Here is a 25,621-nt window from a genome sequence, read left to right as displayed (position 1 = left end):
TTATTTGAGGTGGACATTCTACCGTGTGGAACAAGTAGCGCTAACGTGGACATACGGCTGTATTTTGTGTGAGTTGTAGAGAGTATGTCAGTCAGTTAACTTCTAGGGAGGTGGATGTTTTGGATTGGGGACGGGCGAAAAATGTGTTGATCTATGCCTTCCTGCTGCTCAATCTGGTGCTGGGATACCAGATCTGGATGGATGCACGGGAGACGGCCGGAGCCAATCTGGACTTCACCTCACTGGCGGATAATACACAGCAGGCGATGGAGGAGAAGGGCATTCAGGTGCTGGCTCCTATTCCGAATGAGACGCCGAAGCTGCCGAAGCTGTCGTATGAGTTTATTGAAGATAACAAGACAGGCATTGAGGTTGAATTGGAAAAGCCTGTGGACAGCAAGCTGATCTTCTCGCAAAGCGAGCTGGAGGATGCACTGCAGGACGAGATTCCCCAGATCGGTACGTATCGATGGGATCAGCTGATGGCGGAGGATGGGGCATTTGTGCTTCATCCGTTGGTGGATGGCAAATGGCCGCTCTTTAATGTTAGTCTGGAGCTATTCTACAGTGACCAGAAAATCACGGGTTACCGTCAGACTCCGGTGCGGATTACGACAGCGGAGGAAAGCGATCAGCAGGTGCTTCCGGCGTCGAAGGCGCTGGGTACGCTGATCGAGAACTTTTTGCCAAATGATGCGATTGTCAAAGATATTCAGTTGGGCTATTACGGCCAGTTGTTCAATTCAGATATGCAGGTGGCGATGCCGGCATGGCGGTTCGTGCTGGAAAGTGGCGAAGTGTTGTACGTGCAGGGCATCAGCGGGGATGTATTTAGTCCCAAGACAGACAAACCAGGGGAGTAATGCGTTATGGGGATTTATTTTACCGTGTTATCCAGCGGTTCGACAGGGAATGCCACGGTTATACAGCATGGGGGCACGTCCCTCATGATTGATGCAGGTCTCAGTGCGAAGCGGCTGGAGGCATTGTTTCTGGAACGGGAGATTTCGGGAACAGAGCTGGACGGGATTCTGGTTACACATGAACATTCCGATCATATTAAAGGACTAGGCGCGATGTCTCGGAAATATAATTTACCAATCTATGCAAATACGAATACGTGGGCGGCACTGGAGAAGTCCGTTGGGGCGATTCCAGAGGAAAACCGGAGGGTGTTTGAGACGGGAGAGAAGCATGATTTTGGCTCCCTGCGCGTGGAATCCTTCGGCATCTCCCATGATGCGGCGGAACCGGTAGGGTACACATTCGATGATGGCAGTGAGAAGTTGTCCGTCGCGACCGATCTCGGGTATATGAGCGACAAGGTTCGCGATGCAATCTCGGATTCGGATGTACTTGTGCTGGAGGCGAATCATGATGTCGAATTGCTGCGTATGGGGCGGTATCCATGGAACACCAAGCGCCGCATCCTGAGCGACATTGGGCATTTGTCGAACGAAGCGGCGGGAGCAGCGCTTAGTGAACTGATGAACGGACGCATCAAGCGTACGTATCTGGCACATTTGAGCCGGGATCATAATATGATGGACTTGGCGAAAATGACGGTGCGTGATGCGATGGAGAGCCGTGGTTGCTTTTATCGGGATCATGAGTTCAAGCTCTGTGATACGTATTATGATCGGCCTACGCCATGGGATAGGGTGGGTGAGCCATAAAGCTGTCGAGTTCGGTAGCTTTGCGCTCCACTTCCTCGCGGGTCAGAATGCCTTTGTCGACGAGCAGTTCAATAATCGTGCTTAGGGCAAGGGTATTGCGGTAATGCTCTTCCTTGAGATCGGCCAGCTTGGCCACCATATGAACTTCATCCATGGCTGTGAGTGTACGCGTGCGATCCATCATGTGAATCCTCCTTCTATGAAGCTTCGAATTGTCTTTTACTATTATTGTAGTCAGGCTTGATGGAAAACATTCCTCTTTTTGCCGCTATAATTACACGTAAGGGACGTGTATGCTGAACCAGGGGCTGCATTTTGCTTAAGAAGATGAAAAAGTTCACGGGAATAGGCAAATTTGCGCTTAGCGAACTGGATTTTGTGGTGATAGATACTATGGACCTTTTATTGTTAAGCGCGTTATAGCGGAAATTTCCGATAATCTTCGTAATTATGCAACTTTTTAAGATTTGGCGTGTTTAGTATATAAGGAGCTTTTAATAGTAGAGGCTGTTTTGCGCGCAAAAAGGCATGTCGTAGAATGCGAGAGCATTTCTGATAGAGTCACAGGCAGAATGGGATGTCCGTTCTGTTGTACATAGACGCTTCATTTCGAGTTAGTGGGGATGGTAGCGATATGCAAAACGATTTTTTATGCAGGAACGCATGGAAGAATGAGTTGGTATTTACGGTAACCGCGTAACGGAGGACACAGAACGAAGCTGGAGAAGCGAAGCGTTCGCCTGAAAGCTTTCTGAAAGAAAGCTGCTTCGGAAGGATACGCTATCACCGGATTTCACCCTGTGGAAAGGGATCGAGGAAATCTGGGGATAACAGCGATCGGAAGCTCGGCTGTGGCCGGAGTGGGGTAACGTAAGGACACAGTCGTTGGCCATGCGGCAACGATCGGGCGGCAGTCAGGGTCTTGATGCGTGACAACGAAGGGGAGAGGATCACGATGGGATTGTTTGGAGACGATTTTTATTCAACCAAAGTATCAAGACGCGCCGAACCTGAACAGAAAGGTAAACTTCAGATCATTCGCCCTGGAGGCAGGGGCAGGGGACGGGACCGCTGGCAGAATCCACGCAAGTCACGCTCGGGCTTTAGCTCCACGGTCAAGGTAGCCGTGATCAGTTCGGTAATCAGCTCCATCGTGACCGTTACGCTGTTCAGCTTTATTATGCAGCCTGCATCATTACCTCTGGCGAACGCTGCAGGGAACGGCGGAGGCGGTACACAGACGGCGCAGGCGGCTGATCCGTACGACCGGATTATCCAGGCAGCGGCGAAGGTCCGCCCTTCCGTGGTGAGCATTGTGAACCATAAGACGGGCAGCAGCCTGTCGATGGAAGATTCCGCGTTGGGATCAGGGGTCATTTTCAAGAAGGAAGATGGCAAAGCCTACATCATGACCAACCATCACGTTGTGGAAGGTGCGAGTGATCTGGAGATTGTAACGGTGGACGGGGAAACGCATAAGGCGAAGCTGGTGGGCAAAGACCGGGTGAGTGACATCGCCGTATTGTCCGTGCAGGATGATAAGGGCATCGGTCCAGCCGCAGAGCTTGGAGATTCCAGCAAACTTCAGCGTGGTCAAACGGTGCTGGCGATCGGGAATCCGCTCGGTCTGGGCGGTACGCTGACATCCGGTATTGTGAGCTACACAGATCGGATCTTGCCGGTATCTATTAATCAGGACGGTGTGTACGACTGGGAACAAAACGTGATCCAGACGGATGCGGCGATTAACGAAGGTAACAGTGGCGGGGCACTAGCCGATCTGAACGGCAAATTGGTCGGCATCAACACGATGAAGATCTCGGATACAGGCGTTGAAGGCCTCGGCTTTGCGATTCCGATGAACGAAGTGATGAAAACTGTTGATTCCCTGCTGCTGAATGGCAAAGTATCACGTCCATATCTGGGCGTATATACTGTCGATCTGAGTAATCCATATGCTCCGCTGGATGACGAGCAGCGTAAAGACCTGAAGCTGCCATCCCACGTAGATAGCGGTGTGGTCGTGTTGGAAGCGTCTGGTCCGGCATCCGATGCCGGCATGAAGCTGAATGATGTCATTACGGAATTTGATGGGCAAAAAATTACCTCTACGCTTGATCTGCGGAAATATCTGTACGATAAGAAGAAGATCGGCGATACGATTGAAATCACCTTTTACCGGGACGGCAACGCCGAGAAGGTGTCGGCGAAGCTCACGGATAAACCGGAGTAAAGGGAATGGCTTTCATGTACATGACACACAGAAATAGGGTAATAAAGGAGAGTCGATCAACTCGTTGATTTGCTCTTTTTTATTGCACTAATCTTGATTTACATATAAACCAAATTCATGAGGTTACAGGGGGGATTTTGTCGTTTCCCTATGATAGTTAGGACCAGAGCCAAAGTCTCTATTATAGAGGGTTTCATTTATGGTAAACTGTTGGGAATGTGTTGGTGATGGGCGGCTGTGCGAGTAACATCTGTTTGTCGATCGGTATTCTCAATCTGGAGTGGAAGGGGTTAATTCAATGAAACGTTTGACGAAAACCATGTTGGGGGGAACAGGCCTGGTATCTGCGCTGTTTGTTTTGTCCGCATGTACTTCTGAGGTGTCCCCGTCAGGGACTGCTGATGTTAGTGGTTTACAGGAGAAGATTACAGGTCTGGAGAAGAAGCTTGCGGACCAGAGCGAGAAGAATAGTGAGCAGAACAAAAAGATCGAGGATCTGGAGAAAAAGCTGGAGGAGCTGAGCTCCACCGTGATTGCGGTGAATGAGCCTGGAGGTGAGAACAATGGATCGGCTGGAAAGGGCGATGGGGTGCTGATTACGTTTGCCCAGTATGAAAAGCTAGAGGTTGGCATGGCGGTAGAGGAAGTTATCGATATCCTTGGCGGTGAAGGCGAGGCATTGAGCGAAGCGGAAAATATGGTGGTCTACAATTATAAAGGCACCGGGGGTTCGGGAGCCAATGCAGTAATCGCATTCCAGGGCGGCAAGCTGCTGACGAAGGCGCAGTCGGGGCTGGAGTAAGATCGATATTCATTGAGTATGGATTCGAATACAATAGATATGATGATTGCTTTCATGTGTCCGTTAATCTGAATAGTAACGACCGCATGGAATAGATTCGGAATTTGGAGAAGTGTTACTTTGGGATGCCAACCGGGTGTCGAGAAGTGACGCTTTTTTGGTTTTGTTTGTGCTGAAATGAGAGGACTGGTGGAAGTTGGACACGATAAATGGGGGCTAGGGGTTTCTTTTCCGCGGCAGGTGTGATAGAACAGAGAAGTGGCTATCCTGTATGGATAAGCGGTTGTGAATCGGGAGCATAGCTGGATACAGAAAGGATGCTTGAACGGATGTACGTTGTATGCAAAGAACACGTGGACATCGCCATTGACATGTTTGTTGATGAGTATGAGGACGCTCCGGATATCGTTGATCTGAAGGAGACGGAATTTGCCGATTGGGACCCGCCTGCGAAGTGCGCCGAGTGCGAACAGCACGCAGAATTCCTTGTCGTTTAGCGTACTGTAGGAAATGGATGGCTGGAGGTGTGACTTTAGGTGGCGCTTCGAGCTAGAAATCACTTTCCATCCGGTATGAACATCACAGCAAGAAGCCAAGGAGAGCGTGATGAGCGCTCTTTTTGTGTTTGTTGGGGAGTGGTGGGGTTGGTAGGCAGCGTGGAGTTGGGCTTGGATCGTAGGGGCTAATGTGGAATTAGGCGAGAGTAGGAGTTAAAGTTAGGTAGGTGCCAAGTTCCGAGATGGGAGCCAGCTAGGTTGTAACAACGGTGCAAGGTGCAGGTAATCGAAGCCTGGGCATGGGAGAAAGTGACGTTGGGTAACCTTGATGTGGGTAGGGACGTGGATGTAGACGAGCCTAGTAGCTCTAATGAACCTGATACTTCTTATTCGTGGCAAATACCGTCTGGTTAAAATCTAACGAATCGTAGACACGTTACATTACTGAAAAGGCCTCGAGACAGGTGGGAAGAGCTCGTTTTGAATGGGATAGCGTGTTTCAGATTCGTTAGATTTTAAAGGAGCCGAAATGAGGCTGAGTAAGGTGTGTGGGGTTCGTTAGAATTGGAGAGATATGTAGTAAAGGTAACACAGTTGGAACGAATGATGCTGTGAAGCATCTACTTATAGATTATTGCGAAAAAAAGATAATTTAGGAGGAATGAATCTTCATGTTGATTCAGATTATTGGCGTAGGCAAACTGAAGGAAAAATATTTGACGCTGGGCATTCAGGAATATGCCAAGCGCCTCGCCCCGTACATCAAATTTCAGATGATCGAGGTCGCAGACGAAAAAGCGCCCGACACCCTGAGCGAAGCTGAGGTGCGGGCGGTGAAGGAGCGCGAGGGTGAACGCATCCTCGCGCATGTGAAGAGCGAGGCGCATGTCGTCGCGCTCGCATTGGACGGCCAGCTCTGGAGTTCCGAGGAGCTGGCTATGGAGATCGACAAGCTCGGCACGTATGGGACGAGCCATGTCGTGTTTGTCATCGGAGGAAGCCATGGGCTCTCCGATGAGGTGCTGCGCCGCGCGAAGCAGCGCTTGAGCTTCGGGCGCATGACCCTGCCGCATCAGCTCATGAGGCTGGTGCTGGTGGAGCAGATTTATCGCGCAGTGAAGATTAATCGGAATGAACCGTACCATAAGTAAGCACAAAGTCGTTGTTAATTGAAGCGTCAAAGAACAATTCAATGTCCTTGACGCTTCTTTCGTCGGGATTGTTTCCAACGTTAACAGTGATCTTGTTGATGATGGAGTGAAGTAGGTCTTTTTGTTTCACTGGTTCAACCTTCGTTATTACCATTGAGAAGCCCATTAAGACTTGATGAACCTGTTCAAAAGACACCTCTTTTATGGTTGGTCTATTGAGTTCATACTCTGTATCCTTCTTTGTTTCAATCAGCTTTTTCTTTTCATCTTCCAACGTACCCAACTTCTCCACTACAGATGAAGGGGGATTGTCTGTAGTTACGATCACATCAATTAACCGCTTAATGTTTCTCTCAATATTCAGAAGTTGCTCCTGAATATATTCAAGTTGATCTTGGAGGGGTTGTTTTAATGTTCTGACCTTCCCGTTTACATTCCCCACAATTTTCTCTAAGAGATCGGGATTGGATGTAATCTGCTCGATTCTCTTAAAGACGAAGGCTTCAGCTTCATCTGCCCTTACTAAATTGGTCTTACATACAGCAGAGCCTTTAGAGCGTAATGCCGCACATTGATAATAACGGAGGTATTCACCAGTGGAGTTTTTAGTTCTATGTCCGATCATTCCCTGTCCGCACATTGGACAACGCAATAGGGTAGTAAGTGGGAAGTGACCGTGAAAGGTTTTTGTAGGCTTGTGAGATTTCATTTCATTCATTGATTTAGCTTTCTCCCAAACAGCCAGATCGATTATAGGTTCATGCTCACCTTGGACAAGAGTATAGTTTTCATTCTTACCTGCTCTTCTCCTTTCGTTCCAATTTTGAACCTGATTAAACCGAATGAAGCCCGCATACAAAGGATTAATGATAATTGTACGTATTGTTGGGATGGCGAAGAAGGCGTTCTTTTTGGTTTTGTAGCCCTCTTTGTTCAACTGGTTAGCAATCGCTTTATAGCCCTTACCATTGATGTAAAGGTCAAATATATAGCGTACAAGGGTGGCTTCTTTTTCATCAATAATAAGCTGTTTGTTTACTGACTTGTAGCCTAATACAATACCACCATTCCATTTGCCTTGTTCGGCACGTTCGTTCATACCCATTTTCACGTTCTCAATGATTTGATTTCTTTCTAACTCAGCAAAGCTTCCTAATATTTGTAACATCAACTTACCTACTGGGGTAGAAGCATCGATGTTTTCACTAAGGCTGAAGAAAGCAACTGAGTTTTTTTCAAGCGTATCAATGATCTGAAGAAAATCCAATTGCTTCCGTGACATTCGGTTAATTCTCCATACTGCCACCATATCAAACAGACCGTTTCCGCTATCGGCTAGAAGCATCTTTAGATTCGGTCTATCCTCGATATTCTTACCGCTGTATCCATCATCCTTATAAACATTTACAATTTCATAGCCCTTATTCTCAAAATGACTTTTTAGCACATTGATTTGGGCATCAATTGAGTAACCTTCTTTAACTTGCTCTTCTGTCGAAACACGTATATACAATGCTACCCTCATCGCTCCATATCCTCCGTATCAACCTCATCGTCTGCAAAGAACGCATCGTTCTGTTTGTTTCGAACGTATTCAGTTACCCAACGTAATACTTCCCTTTTGCTTTTGGAATCAAGTGAAGCGATATTATTTTCGAACAAGGAACAGAAGAACTCGAAATCTTCTTCCTCTTCGGTAAGCATAGCTAAGTTACCAATGACCTTCTCTGCTCTGGATAGATCAAACTGAATAAAGCTGGTTAAGGTGTTTTCGAAGATGGATTGTTTCTTATGGATTTCGTCATACCTCTTTGAATACCATCCAGAAGCCCATTTCTCTTCCTCTTGCTCCATCAATTTTATATTCATCTCTAGATTTGTTTTCTCTCGTTCAGGTGAGATGAATCCAAAGAAGTCCAAAATACCTTCAATTTTAGATTCGTCGACTCCAAGTTCGTTAAGCAGAGCGTAACAGGTATTGTAATCGGGATTCTTTATCTTTCCGTTTTCAAGTTGTGAGACGTACGTTACTGCTTTTCCAACTTTCGAAGACAGAACCTTAGAGGAGATACCTGCGGTTGTCCGTATTCTTTTGAGTTCTTGTCCGAAATCAATACCGTTCACGTTCATTCCTCCCTTTGATACTCTTAATGATAGCATATAGTAGCATGAATTTCAATACATGCAATTTAATACTTGATTTTCATGCTACCACATGCTACTTTAGTAATACAAACTTACTTGTAACGGAGGGAACAGACGGAATGAACACAATTAACCGACTTGATGTTTTTATAGATAGGGTGTCGAGTATTGTACTAGACTTTCTTTCTAGTGAAGCGGGCGAAGCTAATGATGAATGGGGCATTGCACCAGCAGTGTTTACGCAGTGTTGGTCAGTTGATGAGGATTGGATAAGTGAACAAGATAGGGTATTTGCCGAATTTCTTGAATCATTAACACCAGCAGAATACCACAGTTATTTCGCAGAGCAAGAAGAAGCCAGAAGAGTCTATTGGGAGTTAGAGATGGCAATGGTAGCATGACAGTGGACATAAATTTGGTCATGCTACCCTCTATATTAATAGCACACTACATGGTGTGTTAGATACGGATGTAATGAAAGAATTATATATCGTTTGTAGATCAAGATTTTGACAAGGGGGAATAATTATGTTGAAGAGTATACAGATCGACACGCTTCATCTAGTGGCGAAGCTGACTAACGATCAGAAGGACGAATTGTATGATCTAATTGATTTTGGTAAAGATTTCGGTGAGGGCTTTAAGGTTTACTGGAAGGGGAATGCCGTGTATAAGCACATCATCCATTCGAAAGAACCATTCTTCATGGTATTCTTTGAGCCGAGGGTGAGGACAGGACTATGGACAAAGTCGCACTATGACATACTAGTTATACTCCAACAAGAAGCGATACAGTCAAAACCAGCAATTCTTGAATTGATCTTCAATATTGGAGATTGGCGAGTAAAGCGAATGGACATTGCCTATGATTGGTCAACTCCGATAAGCCAGCATTTCATTTGGAAAAATGCAAACGTGAAAAAGGATGAGGTTATCGGTAATCAGAACTACTATCTTTACGGTATTAGAAGTGAAAACCGAGCAGTAATATACGATAAGAAGTTACAGCTAAAACAGAAAAAGAATATAGAAATACCAGAAGAACATCTAACAAGGCTAGAAATCCGTATTCGTCCTAAGCTGAACAATTTGTCAGTAAGTGCGAATAACCTTGAATGGTTGAGAAAGCACTTAGACAAATTCATCTTTGTTGAAAATGCAGCGAAGCTATCACGATGTTTGAAGGAACAGGATAGGAAGGCATTTCGGGCATTAAGACGTAATACAAGAATGGATTGGTCGGCATACGGTGGGGATTCAGTTAAACGAAGAATCAGAGAGAAAGCAAAAGAACAATCCGTAAATTTGTTCGATCTCTTCATGTCTCATAGAGTGCAAATGAATATGACAGCATAACCCAGAATCCTGCTTCTACACGAAGTAGGATTCTTTTTTGTATCCGTGAATTGGTCTGAGATTGAAAATGACACATCTTTCGACCGACTGATGTTATTTTTTTACGATACGATAAGGATATGTAGCCGAAAACCGAGCAATATAAAGTTGTTTATCGTCAAAGAAATAGCATGAGACTGAAAATAAGTATTTGGGAGATAGTACAGGTAATCGTGAGTGTACACGAGTATAAGTAACATTTGCTCGTTAGATTGCGATAGACATAGGTTTATTGTTCATATTCCTTGACACGACGATAGAAAGTATTTGGCTTCATGTCAAGTCTTCTCATGGCTTCTGTCGCAGTGATTTGTTCTGCCTTCCATTCTTTATATACCTTCTCAAAGACAGGTGTAATCGCTTGTTTGGGTCTTCCAAACTTCACTCCCTTGTTCAAGGCAACTTCAATACCTTCGGCTTGTCGTTGCTTGATATTATCCCTTTCAAGTTCATACAAAGCACCGAAGACGGTCAGCATAAACTTCCCTTGTGGAGTGCCTGTATCAATACTCTCCTTTAAGCTAACAAGCTGTACTCCCTTTGCTTCGCACTCTTTAACAATGCTCAGGAAGTCATAGGTGCTTCTAGCAAGCCGTGAGATTGATTCTATGTAAATTGTGTCGCCTTCTCTTACGAAGTCTAATAGGGCTTGTAGTTGAGGTCTGTTGCGGTCTTTACCACTGATCTTCTCAGTGAACCATTTACCGATTTGGTGTTGCTCTAATGCTTTCAATTGCCGTTCTTCATTTTGTTCAGCGGTTGATACTCTGACATAAGCAACGTTCATCTTGTTCATCTCCTATGCACCGTTCTATGTCATAAAGTATATCAACGATTATGAAATGTTTCAATAGTCACAATAGACATTTTGACATTAAGTTTTGAAGGGTAATAGAACCTTGTCAATTCGTATAGTTTTTGACATAAGCCGTAAGGGCGAAAGTGGGCTTGTGATGAGTTCTAACGATTGCCCTTAAACTGGTATGGAAGCAACCTCTAAACACGTCAGAAAGGATGCTGAACGGTCTGGCGACCTATTGAAGGGTGGGGGGATAGTTAACATCATTTTTGTGTTTGTTGTTTTCAAATATGTTGTAGGCACATCAATCGACCGACTATGAGTCTAATTCGAACCGATACGAGAGTTTGCAATTACCAACATGTGGTATAATTAAGAGAAGCAGTATGACGGTGAATGAACTATTTTTAGAATCGAGGGTAGTTTATATGAAATTTAATATTGAATTGGAGTATACCCCCAGAAGCCCTGTTGATGGTATTCCATATACTGAAGCGAGTTTTGTACGTAGAAAAACTCCATTCACCTTTGATGTTACAGAAATTGGTGTAGCACTAATAGATGTTTGGAATTTTGGATGGGAAAATAGTCCAGTTGTTGATTCATTGGGATATGAATTAAGTCTAGAGCGTGGAGTATCTCATGCAAGAAGAAAACGTGAAATCACCATAAACGCAATTAAACCAACAGTTGATGAATTAAGAAAGATAGGTGTTCAAATATTTCATTGTAACCATAAACCGTTTCTTGAAATATACCCTCAGTGGCATAGTTCAACAATTCCAGACGAAAGGATAACATCTAACCAATATTCAACTTCTAGCACAAGCCACAAGGGAAATTATCCTTCAATTGAGTGGGTAGATTCATGGAAAGGCAAGCACATTGACGATGTATTCAATAGCAAATGGATGGAAATACAGGGTGATGCCTATGAGCAGATTTCAATTCCTAAGACAATGGAACCACAAGAAGGGGACATACTTGTGTATTCTCACCAACAATTTCATCGATTGCTTCAGAAAAAGCAAATTCGAGTTCTATTTTATATGGGGTTTGAAACCGACGAATGTGTCCAGCATAGCGATTATGGTATCGTGAATATGAATAGCTATGGCTATATGACTAATATAGTTCGGGACTGCACTACTACATACGAATCGGCTGAAACACTAAATGGATTGTGGAGAACAAAAGTTGCAATAGAATCTATTGAGAAAAAATGGGGATACTCCATATGCTCTTTTGATTTAGTCGACGCTCTAAAAAAAGGAGAATAGTCAGTATCAAGGGATGGCGTAACACATAGAGAAAGTCCTATTTAATTAAGAAACCACTCCAATGCCAGAGTGGTTTTGTCCTTTATATACAGATGTATACCTTGTGGTCAAACCGACCTTTGTGCTTAGATACATTACGGTGAACCGTATCATAAGTGACGGCGAAAAATGGCTGCAAAAATCCTCTTTCTGAAGGTTCAGCTTTAGCTTTCTGCTCATAATGTAAAAACAGTACAGTGGCATACTCTTATTGGCGTCGCGCTAAATAACTTAGCTAGTTTTCACATCCTTCAATAATGGATTAAAGCTCTTATGTGCATATTCCAAAGCATCGATATACTTTTGCTGTTTTGAACGCTCCACCATTTCTTCAGGACTAACGTCCTCTATTTTAGATGTTATCCACCATATGTTTCCAAATGGATCAACCACTCTTCCCCCCCGCTCCCCCCATGCCTGGGTTATCACTTTCGTCATGGATGTAGCGCCGGCTTTTATGGCCTGATCATAAAATTCATCGCTATCATCTACGTACAGACGAATAAAGCAAGGAAACGACGGCCATTCGGCAGGAGAATCGAACATTAGAATTTTTGAATCGCCGATGCGTACCTCTGCATGCCCTATACTTCCGTCAGCATTGTATACCCGGCCAAGTTCCTGTGCATTAAATGCGGAAACTAAAAAGGCAATCAATTTTTCTGTGCTTTTTGTAGTGATCCAAGGGGTAATGGTACGGTTCTCAGTTTGCGACATTTGGTTCTCGCTCATTCGGCTCAACCTCCAATGATTGAATTCGATTGGATTGTACCATGGGTAACTTGACAACATTATGTCATATTCTTAAAGAAAGAGGAGTAATAGGATGAGATCGACTGATGAATCTCCATTATTATGCTTTTCATGCAACCCATTCGAGTAATGGGGGTGAACCTTATCATAAATAAGGGCAAGTTTAGGTGAATTTACATTTTCCATTTCAAATGCTATCATGCAAACATGACGTTAACGTCATATTATGTCTTGAAAGGAGTGTTCATCATGAACCGCATGCGCATTGGAGATTTGACAGAACGAGCAGGGGTAACCCAGCGCACGGTTCGCTATTACGAGAGCATCGGATTGCTTCCTTCAGGCGAGCGCGAAGGCAATGGTCATCATTACTATACGGAAGAAACGGTTGCTCGTCTGCGTAAGATTGATCAGTTGAAGAAGCTTGGCCTAAGTTTGGAGGAAATTCGGGACGTAATTGAGCTTTACTTTACGGATACGAGCGGGGTGCTGCCGAAGCGGAAAGTCCTCGGCATACTGCGCCAACATCTGGACGACACGGATCAAAGGCTTGAAGCGCTCGGGCAGTTCCGCAGCGATTTGCAGTCACATATAGAACGTTTCGAGCGATGGCTCGAGGCCAATGATAGCGATTAATTTTTTTTGCTCTAAACATGACGTTAACGTAATGTTTAGCATTTAAGGAGGTTAAATTCATGAGAGAAAACATTGGATTTATCGGACTCGGACTGCTCGGTGTTCCAGTCGCTTCCAATCTGCTCCAAGCAGGATATGCATTGACCGTATACAACCGCACCCCAGAAAAAGCGGAGCCGCTCGTGGCCCAAGGTGCGCTGCAGGCGGTCCGTCCAGCTGACACCATGACAACCGGCGGCATCGTCGTCACCTTGGTTTGGGACGATGAAGCATTGGAAGACGTCGTCAAAAGCGAAGATTTCCTAGAACGCCTGGGCATAGGCGGTATTCATGTATCAATGAGTACGGTGTCGCCGGATACGGGCAGGAAGCTGGCGGATCTGCACGCGCGGCATGGCTCCTTCTATGTTGAGGCGCCTATCTTTGGACGGCCGGAAGCAGCCGCTGCCAGGCAATTGTGGATTCCAATAGCGGGTCCCAAGGAAGCAAAGGAGCGGATCCGGCCGATGCTGGATGCGATGGGAGCTAAGGGGATTTTTGACTTTGGCGAGGAAGCCGGTTCGGCTGTAATCATCAAACTGATCGGTAACTTCCTTATTGTCTCCGCCGCACGCTCAATGGAAGAAGCACTAGGAATAGCTGAGCGCAGCGGTGTTGATCCCACTGCGGCGGTTAATATGCTTACGAGCACACTGTTTACCGCCCCAATCTATCAAAGCTACGGCAAAATGATTGCCGAAAAGTCAGCATCCGTATACGAAAGCAAAATTCCGCAGAAGGATGTCGGTCTCTTTCTGTCGGCGGCGCAAAGCGCACAATTCCCGGCTCCGCTTGCCAGCCTGCTGTTTGATATGCTAGAGAACGGAGATCGGAGCAGACCCTAAGGCTGCGGTCGATGTTATTCGTACTCTCAGCCAATGAACAAAACAATGAGGAAGTTAATCTGAAAGAAAAATGCTCAGTACCTTTTTTGGCTACAGGGATAATGTCACAGGCGTACAACCTTCATCATGGACATATGAATATAGCACTGCTATAATGGACGTATGAACACATATGACAAAATATTGGCAGCTGCTCTTCAGGTACTCGAAGAGGAGGGCGGAGCTCATTTCTCGACGCGAGCCGTAACTGCGATCGCGCAGGTTACGGCTCCTACGCTCTACCACCATTTCGGCAATGCCGATGGACTTCTAAGTGCAGCTATAGTGGAAGCATTCAAACAGTTATTTGAAAGCAAGATTGCCGCAGTGGAGTCCACCATTCCAGAGATGGCTCTTCGTCAAGGATGGGATGACTATGTCCGCTTCGCGGCAGCCCGTCCTCGGATTTATGCAGCGATGATGGGGCGGTTGCTGGAGGGCGCCCATATCGAGGCGGCAGATCATTCGTACCAAACACTGGTGCAAAATATTCAGAGAGTCGCCGCCGAAGGTAAACTGGCTGTGTCAGCTCAGGCTGCGGCAGATCTGGTCTGGGCTTCCGCCAATACGGCCTCTTGGCTCTATGTGACGGCCCAGATCCGTAAGGCACCCCCACCCCAACCCGACGTCGTTGATCTCATTCGGGAAAGCGTAATGCAGATCATTTTGATCCAAAGGCCGGACGCCGATTTAAAATGAGGGATTCGATGACAGAGCCTGGAGACTCCAGGCAAAGCCCCAATTTAGAAGACGCATAATAAAGATCGCCTATCCAACTGGACCTCCAGAGGATGGCGATCTTTTTATGTTTGGAGGATGCGAGCTTTAGTTCGCTCGGATTTGTGTTGTGTGATAAGTGAAATGTAGTACGCCGAGTGCATCACGCACCGCCCGCTAAAACGATGTTCAGGCCGCAGGGCAACAATTTAGAAAATATATAGCACCGCTATATACAACTTTGTATAGCGGTGCTATAATACCTGTATAGCGGTGCTATAACGTGATCCATATCTTATCAAACCTAGGAGGGATACTATGTCATTCAAAACTCAAGAACTGGTCGTGGTCACAGGTACGTCCAGCGGTATCGGCAGGGCTACCGCCGAGCAGCTCGCCGATGAAGGATTTCACGTTTTGGCCGGGGTTCGTCGTCAGGAAGACGCTGACAAAATCAGACGCAAAAATATCGAGCCGGTGATCGTCGATGTTACCAACATCGACACACTAAAGGCACTGGCCGAACGGGTGGAGCAAGATCCGCTTGGTCGCCCTTTGCGGGCAGTGGTCAACAATGCCGGCATCGCCGTTAATGCACCTCTTGAGATGGTTCCGCTCGATGAATTTCGCCGCCAGATCGAAGTCAGCGTGATCGGACAGGTCGCGGTTATTCAGGCGCTCACCCCGGCCTTGCTGAACAGCGGCGGGCGCGTAGTTAATATTGGTTCAGTTGGCGGCAAGGTCTCCATGCCTGGTTTCGGGATATATTCGGCAGCAAAGTATGCTATGGAAGCGATCAATGACAGTCTCCGCAGGGAGATGTCCTCGTTTGGCCTCAAGGTAATCATGATCACCCCGGGTGGCGTAAGCACTGGCTTGTCGGAGCACGGGATTACGACAGCGGAGCGGCTGGCCAAGTTGATGACGCCGGACCAGCATCGACGCCATGATCGTCTTTTTGACGCCGTGAAGGCTCAGGCTGAAACGTGGGCAACGGACGGTATCCGCCCTGAGAAAGTGGCAGCAGTGATTTCACGCGCAATCCACGCAAGAAAGCCACGAACCCGCTATACGGTCGGTCGCGATTCGGCACTGCTGACCCGACTGGTCCGCATTCTCCCAGACAAACTCCTCGACCGGATGCTCCGCAGCCAGATGAAGCTGCAGTAACGGCAGTTTCAGGAATTCTCTTGGACAGAAAGCTAAAATGGGGGAATGAAATATGCCACAAAACAAGTTTGAACATGCCATCATTGTAGGTGGATCTTTAGGTGGTCTAATGATGGGGCTTGCGTTATCTCGTTCTGGTTATACAGTTACCATTCTTGAACGTGCAGATTCATCATTAAGAAATGGTGCTTTTATTCGTTTGCAAACAAAGCCTTATAGTAATAGTGAAATTGAACGAGAATTAAGACACTTGGCATCCAATGGTAACAACAATGTCGAAGCCTGGTCAGCCATTCAAGAACGTTTGCGCAATGCGGTTGCTAAAGAACCGGGTATTATCCTTCGGCATAATACACGAATTGTTAGTGTTGGGCAAAATGAATCATCTGCTTGGGCTACCAGTGAAGAGGAGCAGACGTTTAAAGGTGACTTTTTGATTGGTGCAGATGGATATCGCAGTATAGTCCGCCGCTATTTAAACCCTGACAAACCATTTGCAGATTATGCTGGCTATCTGGTTTGGGTAGGGAAGGTGGACGAAGAACTGCTGCCAAAGAAGGACTGGAAAAAACGGAAACTTTCGAGTGCTTATTTTAAAAATAGTGCTGCTGGTACATTAACAACTGCGGTGATGCCAGGTATAGAAGGGGGAACTAAGCCTGGTCAGCGATGGATTGGCTTTTGCTGGTTTGATCATTCGCATAATCATTTGCTGTCTGAACTAGGTGTATTAAAGGGCGGGATTGCCCAGCATTCCTTATACGGTGAAGATATTCCGGATTCCCTTCTAGAAGAACTATCACAAACCAGCCAAGCCAATTGGAATAAAGAAGATGATGCAATTTTGCAAATCGCGATTAAGGACCGCAGTTTGATCGGGGCACCTGTTAATGAATACATCCCTAATATATTGTCAAAAGGAAGAATAGCCATAATCGGCGATGCAGCTCATACCATGTCACCAATGACTGGCGCAGGCTTTAATGATTCACTTGATGATACGGTTGCCATCATGGACTCCATTAAACAGTATCCGAATTCGATAACCAAAGCTTTGGGTGAATACCAAACACGGCGTTTAGATGTGGTTCGTCAAGATTTTCAAGCATAAACGGGGAATTCCCCCATTTGAGAAAACGGTAAAGCAAAAAATACGAAGTATTTATAAATTAGGAGGAATTAGTATGAACGATACAAAGAACCGTTACGTTACTGTACTCTGGGAGGCGAGAGCTAAGGCAGGGAGAGAAGCCGAGATGAAGGCCTTCATGACTGCTGCTGTCACCCCGTCGCGCAACGACCTGGGCAACATTGACTACGAGGCTCACGAGGTAGAAGGCCAGCCTGGCACATTCATCATCTACGAGCGCTGGGAAAACCGGGATGCCCTCGATCGGCACCTGAGCGCCCCCCGGATGCAGGAACTGGTGCCCCAGCTCTTAGAACTGATGGAGGGATCCATTGAGGAAGGGATTCGACTCCTGCAGCCGTTCCGCCCAGCGCAGTAAATGCAACACCGAGCGGAACTCATTAAGTTCTGCCGGAAAGCGTGAGAGATATTTTCGTGAGCGGTTAAAGACTTTAGTGGAGGAGGCAAAACGTTGGCAACGATTGATGATTTCTCAGCATTGGATATTCGTGTCGGAACGATTAAGGAAGCGGAGTTTTTTGAAGAAGCAAAGATCCCTGCGATAAAGCTTAAGATTGATTTTGGACCGGAGATCGGGATGAAATCCTCAAGTGCACAAATAACTAAGCGTTACAAGGTTGAGGGAATTGTAGGGAAGCAAATTATAGGAATCGTCAATTTTCCTCCTCGGCGCATTGCGGGATTCAAATCGGAGGTATTAGTTTTGGGAGGAGTCCCGGAAAAAGGAGATGTTATTCTATTGAAGCCGGATACTGAAATACCTAATGGTACTCCTATTGCGTAAAAATAAGGCTGTAACCTAAATTGGGCGATGTAGGTAGTTGTAAAGTCGATCTTTTAACTGAGTATGGGGCCTTTGTAAAGTTTGGGAAGAGTAGTGCTTTTGTAAGTCTACAGCAATAGCTGGAGAACTTATTGCCCCATTATTTCTATCTATATAAATAGTCATGTAGTGGGTAAAGCGTAAGGTGGAATTAACGGTGAGTTTGACTAGTAGTTAACAAAGATACGACAGGAGCGCAGTACACTAAATCCGGTCGTATCTTTGTAACAATCATTCAGCTAAAGGGCAGTTTAGCCCAATAGCAACGTTTGTAAATCGTATTGTATAATATTACATATGTATACTATAATCGATCTTGTCCCGGTGCCGTAGAGATACGGATGATTCCGATCGGCACTCACGGGACTGTTGCAGACCGATTTGCATCGATCCGTCGGCCATTGTATACTTTATTTATTATTGATCAATCACTATCGACAGGAGGAATTAAAGGATGGCTAAATCCGAAGCAACGTCAGTCAATCGCAAATCGGACATTATATCCGCAGCGATCGAAGTGTTCGCGGAAGCCGGATATTACCGAGCTACGACAGCGCAGGTGGCGGAACGGGCGAACATCTCGCAGCCCTACGTATTCCGATTCTTCGCGACCAAGGAGCAATTGCTGCTGGCCGCGTTGGAGGTCTCTTGGTCTCGGGTGATCGAATCGTTCCGCCAGGTGGTGGAGACGACTTCGCTGGAATTGCTGGAAGCGAAGCTTATTCAAGAGTACGAGAACATTCAGGCGATGTACCAAAACGAAATGTTCTTGCAGATGCAAGCACAGACCATTCGGGAGGAAGCAATCCAGGACACGATGCGCAACGGGCTTAAGGGTGTTCGCGATATGGTGCTGACCGCTTTCCGTGAAGCCGGTATCGAGAAGCCCGAAGAGCGGACGATGCTGTTCCTCGCGCGCGGAATGCTGTGCAACGTCGCCGTCGCGATTAACTTGCCTGAATTGATGAAAGGGTGAGGGGTGAAATTTTTTCTAAATTTGTTATTGATCAATTACTAACATTCTGATATAGTGAAATCAACAAGTTAGTAATTGATCAATCACTACCAGAGAAAGCGAGGGATCAAGCACGATCCACCTGTTGGTCACGAGTCGAGCAACAGTGGGTAAAGGGACTCTAATAAATACGGATAAGCGGTTTGGCGGGTCGAATATTTTTTTGAAAAAGTGTAAGTGATTAATCAATAATAGGAGGGGATTCTTATGAGTTCCATGGTTCAATCGGCAATCGCGAATTCTCGCGCTGTTTCACTACGATGGTGGGCGCTGATCGCGCTGGCGTTCGCGCAATTCCTGGTCGTGCTTGATGCATCCATCGTCAATATCGCGCTTCCCTCTCTCGGATCAGAGCTTCACCTCAGCACAACTACTCTGAGCTGGGTTATTACGGCTTATGTATTGCCCTTCGGGGGCCTGTTGCTTTTCGGAGGAAGGCTGTCAGATCGGTTCGGACATCGAAGGTTGTTCATGACCGGAGTCGCCGGATTCGCGCTTGCTTCGGCCGCAGCCGGAATGGCAAACTCGGGAGCCTGGCTGCTCATGGCGAGAGCGATTCAAGGCGCATCGGCTGCTCTGCTGGCCCCGGCCGCGCTTGCTCTCGTCACGAAGCTGTTCGCGGATCCGAAGGATCGGGCGAAGGCGCTCGGCATCTGGGGCGCGGTTGCGGGTATCGGCAGCGCGGCGGGCGTCTTGTTGGGAGGCGTGCTGACGGCTTCGCTTGGCTGGTCCGCGGTGTTCTATGTGAATGTTCCTGTAGCCGCATTGGTTCTGGTGGCTGTTCCCTTCCTCATCGCCAAGGATTCGTTAGGCGAACGCCTTAGCCTGGATATCTCGGGCTCGGCTACTGTAACAGCCGGCATCGTAGCGCTCGTAGCTGCGCTCTCCGGGACAGAGCGGGTCGGCTGGACGGCTCCACAGACGCTGATTCTCGCAGGCTTGGCGGTGGTGCTGCTCGGATTGTTTCTCTTCCTCGAGAAGCGTGCTTCGAACCCGCTTATGCCGTTCGGCATCTTCCGCAACAAGTCGGTTACAGGCGGCAATCTAGCCATGTTCCTCATCGGAGGAGCGACGACGGGATTGTTCTTCGCGCTCTCGGTTTACATGCAGCAAGTGCTTCATTATGATGCGTTAAAAGCAGGCCTCACCCAGCTCCCGCTCGCCGGAGCGCTGGTCGCCATCGCCGGAGTCGTTCCTGCAGCGATCAAGGCAATCGGTACGAGCAAGACTCTGGCGGCATCGCTGCTTCTGTTAGCCGCAGGGTTAATATGGCTATCCTTTTCGCCTAGCGACGCTACATTCGCAGCTAATCTGCTGGGGCCATCTATTTTGATCGGGGTCGGACTGGGAGGCGCCTTCATCTCCGGAACGGAGCTTGCGGTTCACGGCGTGGCGGATGGGGAAGCGGGGCTTGCCAGCGGCTTGGTCAATACGAGCCAACAGATCGGCGGAGCCATTGGACTTGCGGTGCTGACAACGGCGGCGTCGGGTCGAATCGATCGCTTGATGGGCCGCGGCGTAGCCGAAGCGCAAGCATTGACCGGAGGATTCTCCTGGGTGTTCCTTGGGGCGGCCGCGTTCTCGATTATCGGAGCGATAGTGGTTCTAGCGATTGTGCGGAAACCTCGTCTTCCAAAGTAAGTGACTAATCAATCACAAGCTAATTGCAGTCGTATCGGCTAGGAACCAAGTCAACATGATTTAGAATCTCTAGATACCTTAACCTAGGAGTGATCAGAATGCTTAAAGCAATGGTAGTGAGAGCAGGCAGCGGGTGGGGAAAGGCGCTTGTTAAGCAATTAATCGGGGCTAATGTCGAAGTCGTTGCCTATTCGGGATCGCAAAGGAAGCTGGAAGCGCTGAAGGAGGCCTTTTCATCCTCATCGCTTCTGCGAACGGCGAGAGGAGAGGCCGGGAATCGGAGCAAGCTGCTGGCTGCCGCGGAAGGCGTTGACGTGATTTTCTGCGGGGTTTACTTGACCTACGATGATAACCCGGAGAAGGTACGGCGCATGCTGGAAGCCGTTCGAAGCGTCGCAGCGGCGACCGGAGCCAAGACGGTTACCCTCGAAGGGGTATATCTTCCCGCCGATGAGGAGGAACCGATGAACCCGAACCTTCCCGGCGCGACTTCCATGCGAATCTTCAGCCCGGAGTTGTACGGCGACGCCGTCTCCAACACGCTCATTCATTATGCGCTTCGCAAAATCGTTCAAGGGAAACCCGTCAAGCTCCTCATCGATCCGTCCGTCAGAAGAGACTACCTTTACGTGGACGATGCCGCCCGGTATGTTCTGGAATTGGCTTCGATGGAGTCCGCATATGGGGGGGATTGGCATCTGCGCGGCACAGGCCCGATCTCGCAAGCGGAGCTCTTTGACTTCACGAGCCCAGTCGTCCAAGCGGCACCGCGGTTCGAGCCAATCGGAGGGTGGCAGCGGCGACTGCTTCAGTTGTATGAGCCGAAGGTCAAGGGAATGTTGGATCGCTACGAGAAGCGCTGGGACGCTCTTGGAACATATGGCAAAGGTTATGGCGGCGTATCGATTTCTTATCAAGAAGGTATAGCATCAACGGTAAAACGCATGTTGGCGAAGTACAAAGTACAATCATTCAATTCCAAATCCAGCGAAATGAGGTCGTTGAAAATGAAAAAATCGAAAGAGGCAGTCGGCGTGACGGGATCAGAGAACACGGAAGGAATGTCTGTACGGGGGGGAGCAATCGATGTTGACCGGAACGCCCAGGTCATCGTCGACCTGTCCATTGAGATCGAGGCCTCGCAGGAGACCGTATGGGGAATACAGACTGGCATCGAGCAGTGGCCGACTTGGCAGAAGGACATCGCACAAGTGCGATTATCCGGACCGATCGCGATTGGCAGCACGTTCCGGTGGGAGACTCATGGGTTACAGATCGTCTCCACCATCCTTGAGGTTGACCCCATGAATCGTATCGTATGGGGAGGTCCGGCACACGGTATCGAAGGCGTCCATGTATGGAGCATCACCCCTACGCCTAAAGGAGTACTCGTGCACACCACGGAGTCTTGGGACGGCCCGCCCGTTGCCGCCGACCCCGACGGAATGAGCGCTGCACTCGAGGCCTCGCTTAGCGCCTGGCTCGCCGCTCTCAAAACGGCAGCCGAGAGCTTGCAGCTGACTTCGGGAGACAAGTAATTGACTAATCAATCATCGTGTGAGGTGGAAGAACTCTTGAAGAATAAAAGAAAAATCGGCAAACGCCTGATTTATATCGGACTTCCTTTGACTTTGGTGCTTCTGCTCGGAGCGGCGCTAAGCACTTATTTCTGGCAAATGAGGCTTCAGAAGCCAGAAGAGATCAACATGGCTCACCATCAGATGGCGGCTGGCATGGCCAGTATGACAAGCATGGCCGATATGACGGGCATGGAGCATATGGAGGGCAGGGAGTCTTCTTCTTCCGAAGAAGGCGGGGTATCTTGTGCTTCTATCACAATCCCGGAGTCATCGGCTCCGATCCGCAAGTTCGATCTGACGGCCGCCAAGACGACATTGAAGCTGGACAACGGCAAGACCGTCGAAGCTTGGACCTTCAACGGCATATCCCCGGGGCCGGAACTCCGCGTCACGGAGGGCGATCGGATAGTTGTTACTCTGCATAACAAGGACATCGAGGACGGCGTGACGATTCATTGGCACGGACTTGCGGTCCCGTGCTCGCAAGACGGCATTTCGGGAGTAACGCAAGACGCCGTGCCGCCGGGGGAACAGTTCACGTATTCGTTTATCGCGACGACTCCAGGTACGTACTGGTACCATTCCCACCAGATGAGCTCGATTCAGGTGAGCAAGGGACTGCTAGGTGCGCTCATCGTCGAGCCCAAGAAAGGTTCCGAATCCGATCCTTCAACATCTGAGGCAACGGCTCTCTATCAACAGCTAGGCTCTTCCATGCTGGTGAACGGAAGCGTGATCGGACTGTCGATCCCGGGCAAACCGGGCGAACAGGTCAGGCTAAGGCTGATCAATTCGGGCAATGAAACGATGGAATTCGGCGTCGACGGGGCACCCTTCCGGGTCATGGCGATGGATGGCCACGATTTGCATGAACCCGGACTACTGGAAGGGAAGATAGTTCCGATAGGAGCGGGCCAGCGTTATGATCTGCTTATCCAAGTTCCGGAGTCGGGCAAAGTCGTCGTCAGCAGCCCTTCGGCTAAAGGCTTGCCGGTTACGATAGGCAGCGGAAGCCAGCCGCAGCATAAGGAAGGGGGGCAGCTGTTCTCGTTCGTCCATTACGGCACCCCATTGCCTAACGACCCCGTCTTGCAAATCAAACCCGATCGGCACTATGAGCTTAAGCTCGGCCAAACTCTTTTCACCAAGTCAATTAACGGGAAGTCCTTCCATGAGATTCCTCCGATGACCGTGAAGAAGGGAGACCATGTTCTCATTACCGTAACCAACGAAGGCGGAGGAGACCATCCCTTCCACCTGCACGGGCACGTGTTCCGAGTCTTGAGTAAGAACGGCTCTGCCTTGCAAGGCAGCCCGGTTTATCTCGATACGCTTCTGACGAAGGAAGGCGAGACCTACGAGCTGTACCTGGAAGCAGACAATCCGGGCCTCTGGATGATCCATTGCCACAACCTCAAGCATGCCTCGATGGGCATGAGCATGATGCTGAATTACGAAGGCATTACGACGCCATACCGGGTAGGAACCAAGTCAGGCAATCTACCCGATCTATAACTAAAGACTTTCGTTATTCGCAAAGGAGCTTCATGTCATGACCAAAGACGCGAAGATATCCATCAACCGCCGAATCGACATCATCTCTGCGGCGATTGAAGTGTTTGCCGAGACCGGTTACTACAGAGCCACTACGGCACAAGTCGCGCAGAGGGCACAAATCTCGCAGCCTTACGTGTTCCGTTTCTTCGCCACGAAGGAACAGCTGCTGCTGTCAGCGCTTGAGGTATCTTGGCTGCGAATCATCAAGTCCTTCCGCCAAGTAATCGAGTCCGCGACTTCGGAGCGGCTGCAAGCCGAATTCATTGAAACCTACGAGAAAATCTCGGAGAGCCACCGTAATGAAATGCGCCTGCAGATGCAGGCGCAGACGATTCAAGAAGTCCCGATTCAAGATGCCATGCGTTATGGGTTCCGGGAGGTGCACCGAATGGTGCTTGAAGCATTCCGCCAAGCGGAGATCTCGAATCCCGAAGAGAGTACGATGCTGTTCCTAGCTCGAGGGATGCTGTGCAACATTGCCGAGGCTATCCACTTGCCGGAACTGAAGGATAGATAAAGAGAGCGGGCAGTGCTTTAATCCAGTTAGTAATCAATCAATAATTAGTCAATAACCAATGATATAAAGGAGCAGTGATGAAATGACGATGACAAAGGCAATGGTGATTGGAGCAACGGGCGGAACGGGAGCCGCGATTACGGAAGAGCTGGTAAGAAGAGGGGTCGATACGATTGCATTCGGGCGCTCACGTCAGAAATTAGAACAGTTCGCAGCTCGGCTAGGCAACCCTGGGCATCTGACGCTTGTCGTAGGGGACGCGATGCGACCCGAGGATATTGCTTCTCAAGCAGGCGGCGCGGACGTATGGTTCCATTGCGCGAATGTTCCTTACCATGAGATGGCGAGCAAGTTGATTCCGCTGGGCGTGTCGGTGATGGAGGCGGCTGAGCGCATGGCTGTCCGAGTCGTCGCGATTGACGGTATTTACCCTTACGGCAGGAGACAGGCTAACCCGGTGACCGAGGAGCATCCCAAGCAACCGCATACTCGAAAAGGCAAAGTTCGCTTGGAATATGAACGGATGTTATTCAGCAAGCGGTGGAACCGGGCCAAGGTTCTGATCGCCCGTCTGCCCGATTATTACGGACCTACGGCCAACGAAGCTTCTTATTTGGGCTCGACTCTGGAAGCAATCGCGGCCGGCAAGATGGCGTTCCACATCGGCAATATGCATACTCCTCGCGAGTTCATCTATCTGCCGGACGCAGCGGCAATGATTGTCGAGTTGGCCGGCAAAGACTTCGCCTACGAGCAAAATTGGAATATACCGGGGGCCGGGTCGATCGCTGGAAGAGAAATCGTGAAGATCGCGCAATCGGCGAGTGGCAGCGTCAAACCGGTCATTCCGTTGAAGAAGCTGGGCTTGTCCCTGCTCGGAATCGGCTTGCCCGTCATGAAGGAAGTCGTGGAGATGCTTTACTTGACCGAAGAACCGTTGACTCTAAGTCGAGACAAGTACGAACGACTCATCGGTCCGGTCATTGCAACCCCTTTCCAGGAGGGAATCGCCTCAACGATAAAAGCACTGCAGAGGAAATAAAGGGTTGCAGAATTGTGATTAATTGATCACTTTTGACCTGAAGCCAATTTTGTTGCGAAAAGCTTGGAGAATGTTGAAGA

At 48.2% G+C, this 25,621-nt stretch carries 27 protein-coding genes; 22 read left to right on the top strand and 5 right to left on the bottom strand.

Annotated features, from left to right (window positions below; translation table 11 throughout):
* Positions 1-119: 119 nt before the first annotated feature.
* Positions 120-863 (top strand): two-component system regulatory protein YycI, encoded by a 744-nt coding sequence (gene yycI / locus MKY42_RS32505; RefSeq protein ID WP_090902707.1) that lies wholly within the window; start codon positions 120-122, stop codon positions 861-863.
* 6 nt (positions 864-869) lie between these two features.
* A complete protein-coding gene (locus tag MKY42_RS32500; RefSeq protein WP_062327768.1) occupies positions 870-1,676 on the top strand; it encodes an MBL fold metallo-hydrolase in 807 nt (268 codons plus the stop codon).
* Here MKY42_RS32500 and MKY42_RS32495 read toward each other — a convergent pair.
* Positions 1,645-1,857: a hypothetical protein gene (locus MKY42_RS32495; protein WP_339853207.1), complete on the bottom strand. Its 213-nt coding sequence runs from the start codon at positions 1,855-1,857 to the stop codon at positions 1,645-1,647. The genes MKY42_RS32500 and MKY42_RS32495 overlap by 32 nt on opposite strands.
* A gap of 774 nt (positions 1,858-2,631) precedes the next feature.
* Here MKY42_RS32495 and MKY42_RS32490 point away from each other — a divergent pair.
* The 4 genes from MKY42_RS32490 to rlmH all read left to right on the top strand — a co-directional run bounded on the left by MKY42_RS32490 (position 2,632) and on the right by rlmH (position 6,359).
* A complete protein-coding gene (locus tag MKY42_RS32490; protein WP_339847787.1) occupies positions 2,632-3,909 on the top strand; it encodes a trypsin-like peptidase domain-containing protein in 1,278 nt (425 codons plus the stop codon).
* Between the two features lie 298 nt (positions 3,910-4,207).
* A complete protein-coding gene (locus tag MKY42_RS32485; RefSeq protein WP_339847784.1) occupies positions 4,208-4,711 on the top strand; it encodes a hypothetical protein in 504 nt (167 codons plus the stop codon).
* 329 nt (positions 4,712-5,040) lie between these two features.
* Complete coding sequence (locus MKY42_RS32480) at positions 5,041-5,208, top strand: CxxH/CxxC protein (protein ID WP_017691462.1); 168 nt, start codon at positions 5,041-5,043, stop codon at positions 5,206-5,208.
* Between the two features lie 671 nt (positions 5,209-5,879).
* Entirely contained in the window at positions 5,880-6,359 is a 480-nt protein-coding gene (gene rlmH / locus MKY42_RS32475) for a 23S rRNA (pseudouridine(1915)-N(3))-methyltransferase RlmH (RefSeq protein ID WP_053781980.1), read from the top strand.
* Here the strand turns inward: rlmH and MKY42_RS32470 are convergent.
* Together MKY42_RS32470 and MKY42_RS32465 are read right to left on the bottom strand one after the other, a co-directional pair.
* A complete protein-coding gene (locus tag MKY42_RS32470) occupies positions 6,331-7,884 on the bottom strand; it encodes a recombinase family protein (protein WP_339847780.1) in 1,554 nt (517 codons plus the stop codon). The genes rlmH and MKY42_RS32470 overlap by 29 nt on opposite strands.
* Entirely contained in the window at positions 7,881-8,483 is a 603-nt protein-coding gene (locus tag MKY42_RS32465; protein ID WP_179262287.1) for a helix-turn-helix transcriptional regulator, read from the bottom strand. Before MKY42_RS32465 ends, MKY42_RS32470 begins: the two co-directional genes overlap by 4 nt.
* Before the next feature lie 140 nt (positions 8,484-8,623).
* On the opposite strand from MKY42_RS32465, the gene MKY42_RS32460 reads away from it, so the two are divergent.
* Both MKY42_RS32460 and MKY42_RS32455 read left to right on the top strand, forming a co-directional pair.
* Positions 8,624-8,905 (top strand): hypothetical protein, encoded by a 282-nt coding sequence (locus MKY42_RS32460; RefSeq protein ID WP_179262290.1) that lies wholly within the window; start codon positions 8,624-8,626, stop codon positions 8,903-8,905.
* Positions 8,906-9,032: 127 nt separating this feature from the next.
* Positions 9,033-9,860 (top strand): hypothetical protein, encoded by an 828-nt coding sequence (locus MKY42_RS32455; RefSeq protein WP_179262292.1) that lies wholly within the window; start codon positions 9,033-9,035, stop codon positions 9,858-9,860.
* A gap of 268 nt (positions 9,861-10,128) precedes the next feature.
* Here MKY42_RS32455 and MKY42_RS32450 read toward each other — a convergent pair whose 3' ends face one another.
* Positions 10,129-10,686 carry a recombinase family protein gene (locus MKY42_RS32450; RefSeq protein WP_179262294.1) on the bottom strand — a complete coding sequence of 186 codons (558 nt, stop codon included), beginning with the start codon at positions 10,684-10,686 and terminating at the stop codon, positions 10,129-10,131.
* Between the two features lie 440 nt (positions 10,687-11,126).
* Here MKY42_RS32450 and MKY42_RS32445 point away from each other — a divergent pair, with 440 nt between their 5' ends.
* Positions 11,127-11,978 carry a hypothetical protein gene (locus MKY42_RS32445; protein WP_339847773.1) on the top strand — a complete coding sequence of 284 codons (852 nt, stop codon included), beginning with the start codon at positions 11,127-11,129 and terminating at the stop codon, positions 11,976-11,978.
* Between the two features lie 270 nt (positions 11,979-12,248).
* Here the strand turns inward: MKY42_RS32445 and MKY42_RS32440 are convergent, their stop codons facing one another.
* Positions 12,249-12,749, bottom strand: coding sequence for a VOC family protein (locus MKY42_RS32440; RefSeq protein ID WP_339847770.1), 501 nt, complete (start codon positions 12,747-12,749; stop codon positions 12,249-12,251).
* A gap of 270 nt (positions 12,750-13,019) precedes the next feature.
* On the opposite strand from MKY42_RS32440, the gene MKY42_RS32435 reads away from it, so the two are divergent.
* The 13 genes from MKY42_RS32435 to MKY42_RS32375 all read left to right on the top strand — a co-directional run bounded on the left by MKY42_RS32435 (position 13,020) and on the right by MKY42_RS32375 (position 25,541).
* Positions 13,020-13,406: a MerR family transcriptional regulator gene (locus tag MKY42_RS32435; protein ID WP_062327780.1), complete on the top strand. Its 387-nt coding sequence runs from the start codon at positions 13,020-13,022 to the stop codon at positions 13,404-13,406.
* A gap of 59 nt (positions 13,407-13,465) precedes the next feature.
* On the top strand, positions 13,466-14,290 hold the full coding sequence (locus tag MKY42_RS32430; RefSeq protein WP_339847765.1) for an NAD(P)-dependent oxidoreductase: 825 nt from the start codon (positions 13,466-13,468) through the stop codon (positions 14,288-14,290).
* A 162-nt stretch (positions 14,291-14,452) separates the two neighbouring features.
* Positions 14,453-15,028, top strand: a complete 576-nt coding sequence (locus MKY42_RS32425; RefSeq protein ID WP_339847763.1) for a TetR/AcrR family transcriptional regulator — start codon at positions 14,453-14,455, stop codon at positions 15,026-15,028.
* A gap of 336 nt (positions 15,029-15,364) precedes the next feature.
* Positions 15,365-16,216, top strand: coding sequence for an SDR family oxidoreductase (locus MKY42_RS32420; RefSeq protein WP_090902718.1), 852 nt, complete (start codon positions 15,365-15,367; stop codon positions 16,214-16,216).
* A gap of 52 nt (positions 16,217-16,268) precedes the next feature.
* A complete protein-coding gene (locus MKY42_RS32415) occupies positions 16,269-17,327 on the top strand; it encodes an FAD-dependent monooxygenase (protein WP_179262304.1) in 1,059 nt (352 codons plus the stop codon).
* Between the two features lie 73 nt (positions 17,328-17,400).
* Positions 17,401-17,724 (top strand): putative quinol monooxygenase, encoded by a 324-nt coding sequence (locus MKY42_RS32410; protein WP_013312741.1) that lies wholly within the window; start codon positions 17,401-17,403, stop codon positions 17,722-17,724.
* Positions 17,725-17,817: 93 nt separating this feature from the next.
* Positions 17,818-18,150 carry a chaperone CsaA gene (gene csaA / locus MKY42_RS32405; protein ID WP_339847756.1) on the top strand — a complete coding sequence of 111 codons (333 nt, stop codon included), beginning with the start codon at positions 17,818-17,820 and terminating at the stop codon, positions 18,148-18,150.
* 493 nt (positions 18,151-18,643) lie between these two features.
* Positions 18,644-19,165 carry a TetR/AcrR family transcriptional regulator gene (locus MKY42_RS32400; protein ID WP_090902724.1) on the top strand — a complete coding sequence of 174 codons (522 nt, stop codon included), beginning with the start codon at positions 18,644-18,646 and terminating at the stop codon, positions 19,163-19,165.
* Between the two features lie 246 nt (positions 19,166-19,411).
* Positions 19,412-20,845, top strand: a complete 1,434-nt coding sequence (locus MKY42_RS32395) for a DHA2 family efflux MFS transporter permease subunit (RefSeq protein ID WP_339847751.1) — start codon at positions 19,412-19,414, stop codon at positions 20,843-20,845.
* Between the two features lie 98 nt (positions 20,846-20,943).
* Positions 20,944-22,383, top strand: coding sequence for an SRPBCC family protein (locus tag MKY42_RS32390; protein ID WP_339853204.1), 1,440 nt, complete (start codon positions 20,944-20,946; stop codon positions 22,381-22,383).
* A gap of 36 nt (positions 22,384-22,419) precedes the next feature.
* On the top strand, positions 22,420-23,940 hold the full coding sequence (locus MKY42_RS32385) for a multicopper oxidase family protein (protein WP_257031750.1): 1,521 nt from the start codon (positions 22,420-22,422) through the stop codon (positions 23,938-23,940).
* Between the two features lie 37 nt (positions 23,941-23,977).
* Complete coding sequence (locus tag MKY42_RS32380) at positions 23,978-24,499, top strand: helix-turn-helix domain-containing protein (RefSeq protein WP_339847745.1); 522 nt, start codon at positions 23,978-23,980, stop codon at positions 24,497-24,499.
* Between the two features lie 88 nt (positions 24,500-24,587).
* Complete coding sequence (locus MKY42_RS32375) at positions 24,588-25,541, top strand: NAD(P)H-binding protein (RefSeq protein ID WP_177185837.1); 954 nt, start codon at positions 24,588-24,590, stop codon at positions 25,539-25,541.
* Positions 25,542-25,621: the final 80 nt, after the last annotated feature.

Source organism: Paenibacillus sp. FSL W7-1088, from assembly GCF_037969855.1.
Lineage (GTDB): Bacteria > Bacillota > Bacilli > Paenibacillales > Paenibacillaceae > Paenibacillus.
This window is presented reverse-complemented; position numbering and strand designations above follow the sequence as displayed.

Excerpts from the sequence above, each read along its gene's own strand:
- MKY42_RS32500 (WP_062327768.1), top strand. The coding sequence starts at position 870 with ATGGGGATTTATTTTACCGTGTTATCCAGCGGTTCGACAGGGAATGCC.
- MKY42_RS32495 (WP_339853207.1), bottom strand. The coding sequence starts at position 1,857 with ATGGATCGCACGCGTACACTCACAGCCATGGATGAAGTTCATATGGTG.
- MKY42_RS32490 (WP_339847787.1), top strand. The coding sequence starts at position 2,632 with ATGGGATTGTTTGGAGACGATTTTTATTCAACCAAAGTATCAAGACGC.
- MKY42_RS32485 (WP_339847784.1), top strand. The coding sequence starts at position 4,208 with ATGAAACGTTTGACGAAAACCATGTTGGGGGGAACAGGCCTGGTATCT.
- MKY42_RS32480 (WP_017691462.1), top strand. The coding sequence starts at position 5,041 with ATGTACGTTGTATGCAAAGAACACGTGGACATCGCCATTGACATGTTT.
- rlmH (WP_053781980.1), top strand. The coding sequence starts at position 5,880 with ATGTTGATTCAGATTATTGGCGTAGGCAAACTGAAGGAAAAATATTTG.
- MKY42_RS32470 (WP_339847780.1), bottom strand. The coding sequence starts at position 7,884 with ATGAGGGTAGCATTGTATATACGTGTTTCGACAGAAGAGCAAGTTAAA.
- MKY42_RS32460 (WP_179262290.1), top strand. The coding sequence starts at position 8,624 with ATGAACACAATTAACCGACTTGATGTTTTTATAGATAGGGTGTCGAGT.
- MKY42_RS32455 (WP_179262292.1), top strand. The coding sequence starts at position 9,033 with ATGTTGAAGAGTATACAGATCGACACGCTTCATCTAGTGGCGAAGCTG.
- MKY42_RS32450 (WP_179262294.1), bottom strand. The coding sequence starts at position 10,686 with ATGAACGTTGCTTATGTCAGAGTATCAACCGCTGAACAAAATGAAGAA.
- MKY42_RS32445 (WP_339847773.1), top strand. The coding sequence starts at position 11,127 with ATGAAATTTAATATTGAATTGGAGTATACCCCCAGAAGCCCTGTTGAT.
- MKY42_RS32440 (WP_339847770.1), bottom strand. The coding sequence starts at position 12,749 with ATGAGCGAGAACCAAATGTCGCAAACTGAGAACCGTACCATTACCCCT.
- MKY42_RS32435 (WP_062327780.1), top strand. The coding sequence starts at position 13,020 with ATGAACCGCATGCGCATTGGAGATTTGACAGAACGAGCAGGGGTAACC.
- MKY42_RS32430 (WP_339847765.1), top strand. The coding sequence starts at position 13,466 with ATGAGAGAAAACATTGGATTTATCGGACTCGGACTGCTCGGTGTTCCA.
- MKY42_RS32425 (WP_339847763.1), top strand. The coding sequence starts at position 14,453 with ATGAACACATATGACAAAATATTGGCAGCTGCTCTTCAGGTACTCGAA.
- MKY42_RS32420 (WP_090902718.1), top strand. The coding sequence starts at position 15,365 with ATGTCATTCAAAACTCAAGAACTGGTCGTGGTCACAGGTACGTCCAGC.
- MKY42_RS32415 (WP_179262304.1), top strand. The coding sequence starts at position 16,269 with ATGCCACAAAACAAGTTTGAACATGCCATCATTGTAGGTGGATCTTTA.
- MKY42_RS32410 (WP_013312741.1), top strand. The coding sequence starts at position 17,401 with ATGAACGATACAAAGAACCGTTACGTTACTGTACTCTGGGAGGCGAGA.
- MKY42_RS32400 (WP_090902724.1), top strand. The coding sequence starts at position 18,644 with ATGGCTAAATCCGAAGCAACGTCAGTCAATCGCAAATCGGACATTATA.
- MKY42_RS32395 (WP_339847751.1), top strand. The coding sequence starts at position 19,412 with ATGAGTTCCATGGTTCAATCGGCAATCGCGAATTCTCGCGCTGTTTCA.
- MKY42_RS32390 (WP_339853204.1), top strand. The coding sequence starts at position 20,944 with ATGCTTAAAGCAATGGTAGTGAGAGCAGGCAGCGGGTGGGGAAAGGCG.
- MKY42_RS32380 (WP_339847745.1), top strand. The coding sequence starts at position 23,978 with ATGACCAAAGACGCGAAGATATCCATCAACCGCCGAATCGACATCATC.
- MKY42_RS32375 (WP_177185837.1), top strand. The coding sequence starts at position 24,588 with ATGACAAAGGCAATGGTGATTGGAGCAACGGGCGGAACGGGAGCCGCG.